The organism is Nonomuraea sp. NPDC000554 (assembly GCF_040300065.1).
GTDB lineage: Bacteria > Actinomycetota > Actinomycetes > Streptosporangiales > Streptosporangiaceae > Nonomuraea.
The window spans coordinates 466446-479327 of the sequence record NZ_JBEPDC010000002.1; the positions used below are offsets into that span (position 1 = coordinate 466446).

14 protein-coding genes and 2 pseudogenes are annotated in these 12882 nt (G+C 69.3%); 4 read left to right on the top strand and 12 right to left on the bottom strand.

Annotated features, from left to right (window positions below; genetic code table 11):
* The first annotated feature begins 262 nt into the window (after positions 1 to 262).
* Positions 263 to 979, top strand: coding sequence for an ABC transporter permease (locus ABT294_RS06100; RefSeq protein WP_350803904.1), 717 nt, complete (start codon positions 263 to 265; stop codon positions 977 to 979).
* 53 nt (positions 980 to 1032) lie between these two features.
* On the opposite strand, the gene glmM is transcribed toward ABT294_RS06100, so the two are convergent.
* Genes glmM through rplM form a run of 3 tightly spaced genes read right to left on the bottom strand, consistent with a single transcriptional unit; the run spans position 1033 to position 3372 of the window.
* Complete coding sequence (glmM, locus tag ABT294_RS06105) at positions 1033 to 2379, bottom strand: phosphoglucosamine mutase (protein WP_350803905.1); 1347 nt, start codon at positions 2377 to 2379, stop codon at positions 1033 to 1035.
* Between the two features lies 1 nt (position 2380).
* Positions 2381 to 2902 (bottom strand): 30S ribosomal protein S9, encoded by a 522-nt coding sequence (rpsI, locus tag ABT294_RS06110; RefSeq protein ID WP_350803906.1) that lies wholly within the window; start codon positions 2900 to 2902, stop codon positions 2381 to 2383.
* 26 nt (positions 2903 to 2928) lie between these two features.
* Positions 2929 to 3372 (bottom strand): 50S ribosomal protein L13, encoded by a 444-nt coding sequence (gene rplM, locus ABT294_RS06115; protein ID WP_175600324.1) that lies wholly within the window; start codon positions 3370 to 3372, stop codon positions 2929 to 2931.
* Between the two features lie 320 nt (positions 3373 to 3692).
* Here rplM and ABT294_RS06120 point away from each other — a divergent pair, with 320 nt between their 5' ends.
* The 3 genes from ABT294_RS06120 (at position 3693) to ABT294_RS06130 (ending at position 7407) form a co-directional block, all read left to right on the top strand.
* A complete protein-coding gene (locus ABT294_RS06120) occupies positions 3693 to 4436 on the top strand; it encodes a CAP domain-containing protein (protein ID WP_350803907.1) in 744 nt (247 codons plus the stop codon).
* 25 nt (positions 4437 to 4461) lie between these two features.
* A complete protein-coding gene (locus ABT294_RS06125; RefSeq protein ID WP_350803908.1) occupies positions 4462 to 5319 on the top strand; it encodes a hypothetical protein in 858 nt (285 codons plus the stop codon).
* A 102-nt stretch (positions 5320 to 5421) separates the two neighbouring features.
* Positions 5422 to 7407: a hypothetical protein gene (locus ABT294_RS06130; protein WP_350803909.1), complete on the top strand. Its 1986-nt coding sequence runs from the start codon at positions 5422 to 5424 to the stop codon at positions 7405 to 7407.
* A gap of 30 nt (positions 7408 to 7437) precedes the next feature.
* Here the strand turns inward: ABT294_RS06130 and ABT294_RS06135 are convergent.
* The 9 genes and pseudogenes from ABT294_RS06135 to infA form a co-directional block, all read right to left on the bottom strand.
* Positions 7438 to 8031: pseudogene (locus tag ABT294_RS06135) on the bottom strand (tRNA pseudouridine synthase A); the annotation flags it as partial.
* 354 nt (positions 8032 to 8385) lie between these two features.
* A pseudogene (locus ABT294_RS06140) lies at positions 8386 to 8607 on the bottom strand (tRNA pseudouridine(38-40) synthase TruA); the annotation flags it as partial.
* A gap of 103 nt (positions 8608 to 8710) precedes the next feature.
* Entirely contained in the window at positions 8711 to 9259 is a 549-nt protein-coding gene (gene rplQ / locus ABT294_RS06145) for a 50S ribosomal protein L17 (protein ID WP_350803912.1), read from the bottom strand.
* Between the two features lie 147 nt (positions 9260 to 9406).
* On the bottom strand, positions 9407 to 10423 hold the full coding sequence (locus ABT294_RS06150) for a DNA-directed RNA polymerase subunit alpha (protein ID WP_350803913.1): 1017 nt from the start codon (positions 10421 to 10423) through the stop codon (positions 9407 to 9409).
* A gap of 100 nt (positions 10424 to 10523) precedes the next feature.
* Positions 10524 to 11150 carry a 30S ribosomal protein S4 gene (gene rpsD / locus ABT294_RS06155; protein WP_350803914.1) on the bottom strand — a complete coding sequence of 209 codons (627 nt, stop codon included), beginning with the start codon at positions 11148 to 11150 and terminating at the stop codon, positions 10524 to 10526.
* A gap of 20 nt (positions 11151 to 11170) precedes the next feature.
* Positions 11171 to 11575 (bottom strand): 30S ribosomal protein S11, encoded by a 405-nt coding sequence (rpsK, locus tag ABT294_RS06160; protein ID WP_020542285.1) that lies wholly within the window; start codon positions 11573 to 11575, stop codon positions 11171 to 11173.
* Positions 11576 to 11620: 45 nt separating this feature from the next.
* Positions 11621 to 12001, bottom strand: a complete 381-nt coding sequence (gene rpsM / locus ABT294_RS06165) for a 30S ribosomal protein S13 (protein WP_350803915.1) — start codon at positions 11999 to 12001, stop codon at positions 11621 to 11623.
* A 210-nt stretch (positions 12002 to 12211) separates the two neighbouring features.
* Positions 12212 to 12325, bottom strand: coding sequence for a 50S ribosomal protein L36 (rpmJ, locus tag ABT294_RS06170; protein WP_003956441.1), 114 nt, complete (start codon positions 12323 to 12325; stop codon positions 12212 to 12214).
* Between the two features lie 24 nt (positions 12326 to 12349).
* The gene (gene infA / locus ABT294_RS06175; RefSeq protein WP_012887858.1) at positions 12350 to 12571 is read right to left on the bottom strand and encodes a translation initiation factor IF-1; all 222 of its coding nucleotides are present in this window, start codon (positions 12569 to 12571) and stop codon (positions 12350 to 12352) included.
* Positions 12572 to 12882: the final 311 nt, after the last annotated feature.

Consider the following 12882-nt stretch of genomic DNA (forward strand, 5'->3'; position numbering starts at 1 on the left):
CGCCCCCCAGCCGCCTCACAGAGTGAGGCCATGAACCCGCGAGGGAGCGCCGGCGTCTGGACAGAGGAGCGGCGGGAGCGAAGCGACCACAGCAACGAAGGAAGACGCCGGACCCCAGCGACCGAGCTGCCGAACGGAGTGAGGCCATGAACCCGCGAGGGAGCGCCGGCGTCTGGACAGAGGAGCGGCGGGAGCGAAGCGACCACAGCGACGAAGGAAGACGCCGGACCTCAGCGACCGAGCCGCCGAACGGAGTGAGGCCATGAACACAGTCGTTGCCGGCATCACCTACCGGGCACTGCTCGGCAGGCGCCGGATCGTCCTGCTGATCCTGCTTCCGCTCGCGCTGATCGGCCTGGCCCTGCTGCTCCGCCTGACGGGCAACGACGACCAGCGTTCGGCCTGGATGCTGATGCAGAACTTCGCCATCAGCACCATGCTGCCGCTGCTCGGCCTCATCACCGGCACCGGCGTGATCGCCCCCGAGATCGACGACGGCACGATCATCCACCTGATGTCCAAGCCGATCTCCCGCCCCGCCATCGCCCAGACCAAGTTCCTGGTGGCGGCGTCCCTGCTGGCGGTGTTCGCCGCGGTCCCGACGTACGTCGCGGCCTGGCTGCTGGTGGGGAACGAGGACGGCATCGCCCCCGGCTACGCGCTGGGCGCCCTGGTAGCGGGTATCGCCTACGCCGCCGTCTTCCTCCTGCTGGGGGTGATCACCCGCCACGCGGTGACGATCGGCATCATCTACGCCCTGGTCTGGGAGGGCCTCATCGGCAACCTCGTACGCGGGGCCAAGGACTTCTCCATCCAGCAGTGGGCCCAGTCGATCGCCGACCAGGTCTCCGACTCGCCGTTCCTGAAGGCCGACGTCACTCTCGGCTTCGCGATCCCGGCCCTGGTGATCGTGACCGTCGTCGCCGTCTTCTGGGCCGGACAGCGCCTGCGCGCGTTCTCCCTCACGGGCGACGAGTAGCCCGCCGACGTCCCGGCCTGCACGCAGCTGCCTGGTGCAGGCCGGGCCGGAAGTCAGACGCAGGCGGCGCGGACGACGTCCGCGAGGCGTTCCGCGACCTTGGTGGCCTGGTCCTCCGAGGAGGCCTCGACCATGACGCGGATCATCGGTTCGGTGCCGCTCGGCCTGATCAGGACGCGGCCCGTCTCCCCGAGCTCCGCCTCGGCCTCAGCCACGGCCGCCGTGAGCTCGGACGCCGTGGACTTGGCCTTGTCGACGTCCTTGACGTTGATCAGGATCTGCGGCAGCGGGGTCATGACGGCCGCCAGCTCTCTGAGCGACCTGCCCGAGGCCGCCACCACCGACAGCAGGTGGAGCGAGGTGAGCAGGCCGTCGCCCGTGGTGGCGTGGTCGAGCATGATGACGTGCCCCGACTGCTCGCCGCCCAGGTTGTAGCCGTCGGACTTCATCCGCTCCAGCACGTAGCGGTCGCCCACCGCGGTCTCGATCACGTTGATGCCCGCGTCGCGCATCGCCAGCTTGAAACCCAGGTTGGACATCACGGTCGCGACCACGGTGTCCTTGGCCAGCGTGCCCTCGGCGTGCATGGCGGCCGCGAGGATCGCCATGATCTGGTCGCCGTCGACGATCGCGCCCGTGTGGTCAACCGCGAGGCAGCGGTCGGCGTCGCCGTCGTAGGCGATGCCGAGGTCCGCGCCGCGCGAGACCACGATCTGCTGCAGCTTGTCGAGATGGGTGGAGCCGTGCCCGGCGTTGATGTTGAGGCCGTCGGGCCTCGCGCCGATCGCCTCGACCCTGGCCCCGGCACGCACCAGCGCTTCGGGGGCCACCATGTGGGCGGCGCCGTGGGCGCAGTCGACGACGATGTCGAGGCCGTCGAGCCTGCCGTCGATGCTGGTCAGCACGTGCGAGATGTAGCGGTCGGCCTCGCCGTACGCGTCGCGGACGCGCCCGACCGCCGAGCCGACGGGAAAGCTCCATTCCTCGCCGAGCCGCCGCTCGATCTCGTCCTCGTCCGCGTCGGACAGCTTGAAGCCGCCGCGCGCCAGGAACTTGATGCCGTTGTCGGGCGCCGGGTTGTGCGACGCCGACAGCATGACGCCGAGGTCGGCGCCGAGCGCGGACGTGAGGTGGGCGACGGCCGGGGTGGGCAGCACGCCGAGGCGCAGCACATCCACTCCAGACGACGCGAGGCCGGCGACCACGGCGGCCTCGAGAAATTCTCCCGAGGCACGCGGGTCCCGGCCTACGACCGCTACCGGGCGGCGCCCGGTAGCGGTGAACGCGCCTGCATCGCCGAGGACGTGAGCCGCCGCGACCGAGAGGTCCATGGCGAGCTCGGCGGTGAGGTCGCGACCCGCGACCCCACGTACCCCGTCGGTGCCGAAAAGGCGCCCCAATTTAGCGCTTGCTGTACTGCGGAGCCTTACGGGCCTTCTTGAGGCCGTACTTCTTCCGCTCCGTGGCGCGGGCGTCACGGGTGAGGAAGCCGGCCTTCTTCAGCGGCGGGCGGTTGACCTCGACGTCCAGGATCGCCAGCGCGCGGGACAGGCCCATGCGGAGCGCGCCCGCCTGGCCGGTCACGCCGCCGCCGTCGATGCGCGCGATGACGTCGAAGGCCTCCTCGGCCCCGAGCACCACGAAGGGCTCGTTGACGATCTGCTGGTGGACCTTGTTCGGGAAGTAGACGTCAAGCGAACGACCGTTGATCGTCCACTTGCCGGTGCCGGGGACGATGCGCACGCGGGCGATCGCCTCCTTGCGGCGGCCGGTGCCGTACGAGTTGCCCGTGGTGACGGGCTTGCGCACGGGAGCGTCAGCACTGGCGGTGGATTCGGTGGTGTACTCGGACGGGAACTCCTCGCCGGAGTAGTCCTCCAGCTCGGCCTCGACGGCCGTCTCGACACCGGTGGGCTCAGCCACGGTTCTCCTCTAACTCTTTCGAACTACTACTGGGCGATCTGGGTGATCTCGAACGGCACCGGCTGCTGGGCCTGGTGCGGGTGCTCGGAACCCGCGTAGACCTTCAGCTTCTTGGCCATCTTCCGGCCGAGGGAGTTCTTCGGCAGCATGCCCTTGACGGCCTTCTCGACGGCCTTGTCGGGCCGCTTCTCCATGAGCTCGCCGTAGCTGACGGAACGCAGACCGCCCGGGTAGCCCGAGTGGCGGTACGCCTTCTTCTGCTCAAGCTTGTTGCCGCTCAGCGCGATCTTGTCGGCGTTGATGACGATGACGAAGTCACCGGTGTCGACGTGGTTGGCGAAGATCGGCTTGTGCTTGCCGCGGAGCAGGGTCGCGACGTGGCTGGCCAGCCGGCCCAGCACGACATCGGTCGCGTCGATGACGTACCACTGACGCTGGACGTCGGCGGGCTTCGGTGAGAACGTGCGCACGGTCGTAGCCTTCTTTATGCTCGCGTCTTCGGCGCTGTCGGATGTGACAGCTACATTGGTCGGTCGGTGCGGGCACACGACGGCCCGGACCTTCCGTCTCCCCGCCCGAATGGGTCGCTGATGGGAGATGACGCCGGACGCGCCGCGCATCGGTCACGCGGGACCTATGCACACAACGAACGATTAGGCTACCTGCCCCAACGGGTGGTGGTCAAAGACCGGTAACCCGCGTCGAGTCTACCTGACACAGAACGGTTCGATTTCGGTTCCCTGGGACCCCTTCTTCACCAGGACCTGTCCTCTCTATCGTTGGCTCCGGCATGTGGCAGAGCTTTCTCAACCGGCACACCCAGCGGAGCGCAAGGCGGCGGAACCATCTGGGGGCGCTCGCCTGCCTCATGGCCGCCCTGTTCACGGGTGTGCTGCTCGGACGGCTGTCCGACACGGCCGAGCCGACCGGCCACGTCTACCTCAACGAGACCACCCCGCCCGCGGCCGCGCTGAAAGCCGTGCCGACGCCCAAGAAGTCGCAGCAACACGCCGGCCGGGTGGCCAGGGAGATCACCACGGCCGTCCCGCGCGGCAGGGTGACGTCCAAGCCGACCAGACGTCCGACGGGCGAGGTGCCCGGATTCACCGCCGAGGACCCCACCCAGGTGCTCGGCGGGCAGCCCGTCGAAGCGCTTCCGGCGATGGCGTCCCAGGTCGTCACGCTCACCAACGCCGCCAGGGTCGAGCACGGGTGCCGCGGGCTCAGGGTGGATTCCAGGCTCGCCGGCTCAGCCCGTACGCACTCGCTGGAGATGGCCCGTACCGGCCGGTTCTCGCACGACTCCCCCGACGGCTCCTCGCCGTGGGACCGGATGGAGCGCGCCGGGTACGGCCTGGGCGCCGCCGAGAACATCGGACGCGGCTACTCGTCCCCCCAAGAGGCGGTGGACGCCTGGCTCGCCAGCCCCGACCACCGGAAGAACATCCTCAACTGCCGGCTCGGCACCATCGGGGTGGGTGTCGTGGCCGGGCCCGGCGGGCCTTGGTGGACGCAGGACTTCGGTTACCCCTGAGCCGCCTCGCGATAGTGTCACCCGCATGGGTTTTCCCGAGGAAGGCGAGTCCAGCACGCAGAGCAGCGTCCCCCGCCGCTCACGTAAGGACCGCGACAAGACCAAGGAGCCTCGCGACAAGGCCAACGAGCCTGCCGCCCCCCGAGCCCAGACGTGGAGCCCCTACGCCGAGGGCAAGCGCTCCCGCGGCCCGCTCTGGTTCGCGATCGGCGGAGTGGCGGTGCTGGGCCTGCTCGGCGCCGGCCTGTGGGTGATGTGGAACGCCGATGGGCCGCAGTCGGCGGAGACCGAGGCGAGTCGGCCGTCGTCCGCGCCGCTCCCGACGACGCCTCCCGGCAAGTACGGCTACGCGGAGAACCGCTCGACCGACCCGGAGCCGCTCACGGTCAAGGAGCTGTTCCCGAGGAAGAAGCTCGCCTTCGAGGGCCGCTCGTACCAGATGACGGTCACCGGCAAGGCCAAGAAGTGCGCTGACGTGGTCATCGGCGACAAGCTCCAGAAGGCGCTCAAGAAGGCCAAGTGCACCCAGGTGGTACGCGCCAGCTTCCGCGACAAGGCCGGCAAGGTGATCGGCACCGTCGGCGTCGCCAACCTCAGCACCGCCACGAACGCGGGCAAGGTGGCGGCCATCGGCGACCAGAAGAACTACGTCAAGCCGCTGGCCGGCAAGGACTCCGTCACCAAGCTCGTCGGCACGGGCAGCGGCGGCACCAAGGTGTGGACTCACGGCCACTACGCCGTGATGGCCTGGGTGCAGACCAAGGACGGCACGAAGCCCGACAAGAAGGGCACCAAGCGGCTCTTCGAGGCGATCGACGACTTCACCAAGGCGAGCGTCTTCAAGGCCCTGGACTCCCGGACCCTGACCGGCTACCCGGCCTGAACTCGGTCTTTCGACGAGTTAGGAGGGCAAACAGGGCTGCCGATCCGGCCGGGAACGCCCATACCGGCATGACGATCTCGCGACTCTCGCTAGGCTCGCCCTATGCGGGGACCTGGGTCTGAGCACGAGCGTAGGGAATCCGACGGCTCGGCCACACCGGCGACGCCGCCGCCGAGCTTCGGCCAGCAGCCGCCGACCGATCAGAACGTTCCACAACCGGACGACACCTCACCGGGCAACGAGCCCTCCGGCCCGCCGCCGTTCGAGGCGTGGTCCCCCGACGCGTGGCGAGGCGTCCCCCAGACCAGCCCGCCCGAGCCTGTGGCCGGCGAGAGCGGCCTCCCCGCTTTCCCGGGCGCGCAGCCATGGGAAGTGTCCGAGGACGACGCCGCGCCGTACGACTGGTTCGCGGACTCCCCGGACGAGTCCGCCCTCCCGCCCACCAGCGGCCCGGTCGTCAACCACGACCACCCGCCGGTGACCGCCGGCCCGACGCCCGCCGACGCCTCCCCTTGGGCGCCCCCGGGCGCTCCCCCATGGGAGCCGCCCCCGGCCTTCACCGCGGCGGCAGCCGGCATGCAGGTGTGGCCCCCGGGCGGCCCGCCCGCCATGCCGCCGTGGCCGGCCGCCACCGGCGAACTCGACCCCGACACCGAGGACGAGCCCGCGTCCGGCGCCCCCGCCGGCGAAGCCACCCCTGCGACGCCGCAGCCGCTGGACCCGTACGCGACGGCACCACGACAGGCGCGCTGGAACGCCACCACGCCGGAAGACACCGACCCGAACCCGACCGCACCACGTCAGGCGGGCTGGAACGCCACCACGCCGGAAGACACCGACCCCAACGCGACCGCACCACGACAGACCGGCTGGAACACCCCCACACCGGAAGACACCGACCCGAACCCGACCGCACCACGTCAGGCGGGCTGGAACACCACAGCTCCGGAAGACACCGACCCCAACGCGACAGCGCCGCACCAACTCGTCCCGAACATCCCCCCGCCCCAGCGGCTCGACCCCAACGCCACCGCGCCGCATTCCCTCAACGCGGGCCCGTCGCCCTCCGACGACACGCCTCCGTCGCTGTTCGACCCCAACGTCCAGGCGCGTCCGGCCGAGCCCGGAGACGTGCCGGTGTGGCCACCGCTGCCCGCCCACGAGTCCCCTCAGGGCGACCAACTCCCAGAGCTCCCGTTCGGCGCGGACATCTGGAGCGGGAAGCCCACCCAACCGGCCACCCGCACGCCGCTGGCCCTCCCCCCGGCTCCCGGCGACCAGCCCACCCCGCCTCACGGCGCCCCCGCCTTCCCGCCGGGCGCGTTCAAGCAGCCGCAGTTCCAGCTCCCGCCTCCCGCCCCCCAGCGCGGCAGGAGCAGGAAGGCCCTGCTGGTCACGCTCGGCGTGCTCGCGATGGCCGGAGTCGCCACCGGAGGCTTCTTCGCCTACAAGGCGACGTCCAGCACCCCGAGCGCCTCACCCGCCAAGTCCCAGGCCGCCGCGCCCACCCCCACCGCCTCCCCTTCGACCAGCCCGCCCCCGGAGCAGCCGAGCGCGTCCATGCTCAACTCCGAGGAGACGGACCCCAAGAAGCTGTCACTCACGGAGGCGTTCCCGCAGAAGAAGATCCAAGCGGCGGGATCGGCGTTCGACAGGGTCAAGACGAACCTGGCGACCAACTGCGGCCAGGCGGCCGCGGGTCCGTTCGCCGACGCGCTGCGGGAGCAGAAGTGCAGCCGCGTGCTCAGGGCGACCTACGTCGACTCCAAGAAGCGGTACGCCGTGACGACCGGCATCGCCGTCCTGCCCACCAGGGACGCCGCCATCGAGGCTGACCAGGCGAAGAACCTCGGCCGCAATCTGTGGTTCCGCGCACTTCCGGCGGCGGCGGGGACGGGCGGCGACCGCGTCCACATCGCGGGCGGCTACGCGGCGGGGCTCGTCTGGGGGCGCTACATCGTGTTCAGCTACGCCACCTACGCCGACGGGCACACTCCCACGTCCAAGGAGAAGGCCCTCAGCAAGTTGAGCAGCGCCTTCCGCGACCAGATGTCCCTCGTCCTGGAACGCCGCCTCGCCAAGGGCTGACCCTCGTGCGGGAGCCCCGCCAGGCTCCCGTCAGAGCGTCCGGACCCGGCGGGTCAGGGCCGCCCGTGCCGCCAGTTCCTCGTCCGGCGGGTACGTGACCTCTTCCAGGCAGAGCCCGTGCGCGGGCGCCACGTGCACCCCCGAGTCCCGTACGGCGCGCGTCAGCACCTCGCCCGGCCACTCCACCGGCCTGCGCCCGTCACCGGCGGCCAGCAGCGACCCCACCAGGGCCCGCACCATCGAATGGCAGAACGCGTCTGCCACCACCGTGGCGACCAGGACTCCGTCGTCATCGCGTACCCACTCGAGCCGCTGGAGCTCCCTGATCGTGGTCGCTCCCTCGCGCTTCTTGCAGAACGCCGCGAAGTCGTGTTCACCCAGCAGCCGCGCGGCGGCCGCGTTCATCGCGTCGAGGTCGAGCGGCCGGTTGTGCCAGACCACCTCGTGGCGCCGCAACGGGTCCACACCTCCGGGCGCGTCGCTCACCCGATAGGCGTACCGGCGCGACATCGCGCCGAACCGAGCGTCAAAGCCCTCAGGAGCGACTGTGACGCGATGAACCCGCACATCCGGGTCAAGCACCCCGGCCAGGCGTCGCACCAGCGCAGCAAGCCGCTCACCCGCGTCCAGGGGCAACTCCTCGCCCGCGCCAGGCCCTTCACCCGCGGGGCCGTCCTCACCGGACACACCAACCGCGGGGTTGTCCCCTCCGGACACGCCCAGGGCCCCAGCACCCGCGACGAAGCCGTTCGCGGCGCCCCACGTCCCGGAAGCGCCCATCGCGAAGCCACCCGCATCCGACGGGCCACTCGCACCCGGGCCTCCCGCCGCAGCCACGCCCACGACGACGGCACCGCCTTCGACGGCTGCCCCCACCTCACGGGGACCACCGCCGGTACCGCTCACCTCACCAGCACCACCTACCTCACCGAGGACAGTGGCAACGGCAGCGCGGCGGTTGCGGTCCAGTTCGGCCAGGGCGGTCACAGGCAGGTCCACGTGCGCCACCTGCCCCCGGGCGTGGACGCCCGCGTCGGTGCGTCCCGCCACCGTCAGCATGGGCGGCTCGGGCAGACGCAGGATCTTGCCGAGGGCCTCCTCGATCTCCCCCTGGACGGTCCGCTTCCCAGGCTGGCGGGCCCACCCTCTGAAGCCCGTCCCGTCGTACGCGAGGTCGAGGCGGAGCCGTACCACGATCATCCTCCTGAAAACTCAACAACCCAGCACAAACGGGCCGGTGAAATGCGAAACGGGCCCGGAGCCCCCGCGAGGGGGCCGGACCCGTTCCTGGCGGCCTGACGGATCAGGCCTCGTCCTTCTTCGCCTCGCCACCCTCAGCGGCCGGGGCCTCGGCGGCCTCGGCCTCAGCAGCCGGAGCCTCAGCAGCCTCAGCGGCCGGAGCCTCGGGAGCCTCAGCAGCCGGGGCCTCCTCGGCGGCAGGCGCCGCAGCGGCGGCGGCCGGAGCCTCGGGGCGGGAGACGCGGACCGCGTTCAGCGGCTCGGTCACCAGCTCGATGACCGCCATCGGGGCGTTGTCGCCCTTGCGCGGCCCGACCTTGGTGATGCGGGTGTAGCCACCGGGACGCTCGGCGAACGTCGTCGCGATCTCGGTGAACAGCTGGTGGACGACGCCCTTGTCCTTGACGACGGTGAGCACCTGGCGACGGTTGTGGATGTCGCCCTTCTTCGCCTTGGTGATCAGACGCTCCGCCAGCGGGCGGAGACGCTTGGCCTTGGTGACCGTGGTGCGGATCTTGCCGTGGCGGAACAGGTCCGTGGCGAGGTTCGCCAGGATCAGCCGCTCGTGCGCCGGGCTGCCGCCAAGGCGTGCCCCCTTGGTGGGCTTGGGCATTGCGTTCTCCTTGTGAGTTAACCCGCCCCGGCCGTGCCAGGTACCGGAGTCGGGCCGGACGCACCCGTCAGGTGTGGTCCGTTCCTGTCACCCGCGCCGGGCGGCTGGGCCGCCTGGCGCGGGGGCTCGCGAGGGATCTCGCGGAAATCAGTACTGCTCGGTCTCGACGTACGCGCTGTCGTCGTCGTCGTAACCGGCGCCGGCCACCGCGCTCGGGTCGAACCCGGGCGGGGAGTCCTTGAGCGCCAGCGACATCTCGTGCAGCTTCTGCTTGACCTCTTCGATCGACTTGGCGCCGAAATTCCTTATGTCAAGCAGGTCCTGCTCGCTGCGGGCGACGAGCTCACCCACGGTGTGGATGCCCTCGCGCTTGAGGCAGTTGTAGGAGCGAACGGTCAGGTTCAGCTCCTCGATCGGCAGCGCCAGGTCGGCGGCCAGGGCGGCGTCGGTCGGCGACGGGCCGATGTCGATGCCCTCGGCCTCGACGTTGAGCTCACGGGCCAGGCCGAAGAGCTCGACGAGCGTCTTACCGGCGGACGCCACCGCGTCGCGCGGCTTCATGGCCGGCTTGGTCTCGACGTCGAGGATCAGGCGGTCGAAGTCGGTGCGCTGCTCGACTCGGGTCGCCTCGACCTTGTAGGTGACCTTGAGCACCGGCGAGTAGATCGAGTCGATCGGAATGCGGCCGATCTCCTGGCCGGGCTGCTTGTTCTGCGCGGCGGAGACGTAGCCGCGACCGCGCTCGACGGTCAGCTCCATCTCCAGCTTCGCCTTGCCGTTCAGCGTGGCGATGCGCAGTTCGGGGTTGTGCACCTCGACACCGGCCGGCGGCGCGATGTCGGCGGCGGTGACCTCACCCGGGCCCTGCTTGCGCAGGTACATCACGACCGGCTCGTCGTGCTCGGACGAGACGACCAGCTCCTTGAGGTTCAGGATGATGTCGGTGACGTCTTCCTTGACCCCGGGAACGGTCGAGAACTCGTGCAGCACACCCTCGATCCGGATGCTCGTCACGGCCGCGCCCGGAATGGACGACAGCAGCGTGCGGCGGAGCGAGTTGCCGATGGTGTAACCGAAGCCCGGCTCCAGCGGCTCGATGACGAACTTGGACCGGGTGTCGTCGATGGACTCTTCGAGAAGAGTCGGACGCTGAGCGATCAGCATGCGGGTTCTCCCCCTGTCGTGTGGCGACCGCTATATGACGCCACTCCGATAAACAGCTTAGTTCGGGTACAGCGCAATGCTGTACCCGAACTATGAGTGACTACTTGGAGTAGTACTCAACGATGAGCTGCTCCTGGACCTGGGTGTCGATCTGCTGCCGGACGGGCAGCTGGTGCACCAGGACGCGGAGCTTCTCCGGCACGACGCCCAGCCAGGCCGGAACCGTGCGCTCGCCGGCGGTGGCGCGGGCCACCTCGTACGGCAGCAGGTTCCGCTTGGACTCGCGGACCTCGATGATGTCGTGCTCGCGCACGCGGTACGACGGGATGTCGACCTTCTTGCCGTTCACCGTGATGTGGCCGTGACGGACCTGCTGGCGAGCGGCGTCGCGCGACTGGGCGAAACCAGCGCGGTAGACCACGTTGTCGAGGCGGCTCTCCAGGATCTGGAGCAGGACCTCACCCGACTTGCCGGTCTTGCGGCTGGCTTCCTCGTAGTAGTTGTGGAACTGCTTCTCGAGGACGCCGTAGATGCGGCGGGTCTTCTGCTTCTCGCGAAGCTGAAGCTGGTACTCGGACTCCTTGGGACGTCCGCGGCCGTGCTCACCCGGCGGGTAAGGACGGATCTCGATGGGGCACTTGGCGGACTCGCACTTGCTGCCCTTGAGGAAGAGCTTGGTCTTCTCGCGACGGCAGAGCTTGCAGTCCGCGCCCGTGTAACGAGCCATTTCTCAATATCTCCTGGGGATCAGACGCGGCGGCGCTTCGGCGGACGGCAGCCGTTGTGCGGAACCGGCGTGACGTCCTGGATCGAGCCGACCTCGAGGCCGGTGGCCTGGAGGGAGCGGATCGCGGTCTCGCGGCCGGAGCCGGGACCCTTGACGAAGACGTCGACCTTGCGCATGCCGTGCTCCATGGCCCGGCGGGCGGCGTTCTCAGCGGCCATCTGAGCGGCGAACGGGGTGGACTTACGGGAGCCCTTGAAACCCACGTGGCCGGCGCTGGCCCAGGAGATCACGTTCCCGTTCGGGTCGGTGATCGAGACGATCGTGTTGTTGAACGTGCTCTTGATGTGGGCGTGCCCGTGAGCGACGTTCTTCTTTTCCTTGCGGCGCACCTTCTTCGGCGCACCCTGGCGGCTCTTAGGAGGCATCCTTTGCCTTCACTCCTGAGGTGTTCGGTCCTGCGGCTGCGCGGACTACTTCTTACCGGGCTTCTTCTTGCCGGCCACGGTCTTCTTCTTGCCCTTGCGGGTGCGCGCGTTGGTCTGCGTGCGCTGACCGTGGACAGGCAGCCCCTTGCGGTGCCGGATGCCCTGGTAGCAACCGATTTCGATCTTGCGACGGATGTCGGCCTGGACCTCGCGGCGCAGGTCACCCTCGATCTTGAAGTTCGCCTCGATGTAGTCACGCATCGGGACGAGCTCGGTGTCGGTGAGCTGGTGCACGCGAATGTCGCCGCTGACACCGGTGGCCTGGAGGATCTCCTGGGCCCGGGTGCGGCCGATTCCGTAGATGTAGGTGAGAGCGATCTCCAGCCGCTTCTCGCGGGGGAGGTCGACGCCAACCAGGCGAGCCATGGTCGGGCATTCTCCTTCACTTTGGCGGAGGTCTTGCGCCTCACTACCCCTCCCCATGCCCGGGGTGAGGGCCCCGGCCTCCGACCGGGGGTCTCCTGAGTGGTACGGCCTGCGCCGCCTGCCCAGGTGTGACGCGCGATTACTGGCTCAGGCTTCTCATGCGTCGAGCCCGCACCCTGCTGGGGCGGACTCGGAGAAGCCTTGCGGCGACTAGCCCTGGCGCTGCTTGTGGCGCAGGTTGTCGCAGATCACCATGACGCGACCGTGCCGGCGGATCACCTTGCACTTGTCGCAGATCTTCTTGACGCTCGGCTTTACCTTCATAGTCCTTCGTGTTCCTCAGACGTCTTACTTGTATCGGTAGACGATCCGCCCACGACTGAGGTCGTAGGGGCTCAGTTCCACGACCACCCGGTCGTCAGGCAAGATTCGGATGTAGTGCATCCGCATCCGTCCGCTGATGTGGGCCAGGACCTTATGGCCGTTGTCGAGCTGCACCCGGAACATGGCGTTCGGGAGCGACTCAACCACAGTGCCCTCGATCTCGATGGCGCCGTCTTTCTTGGCCAAAATCCCTCGCGTTTCACTGATCGGTCGTCTGAGGCTCCGGTTCACTAAGCAGCCGCGACTTCACGCTTCGAAGAGAGCGGCGATCTGCAAGGACCGCCGACGCGTGATAGTCATAGTGAGCCGACTAAGGAGTGTACGACACCTGAGCCCAAAACGCGAAGCGCGTGCCAGGTGTCCTGACACAACCATGAGCCAGTTTACCCCAACCTGTCACCGCGCTCCGCCATTCCCGCAAGGACCGGCAAAGCAGCCCGCAGGGCCTCGCGGCCCAAGCCGCCGCTCCCTCCCGTCGACGCTCACCGCGGAACAAG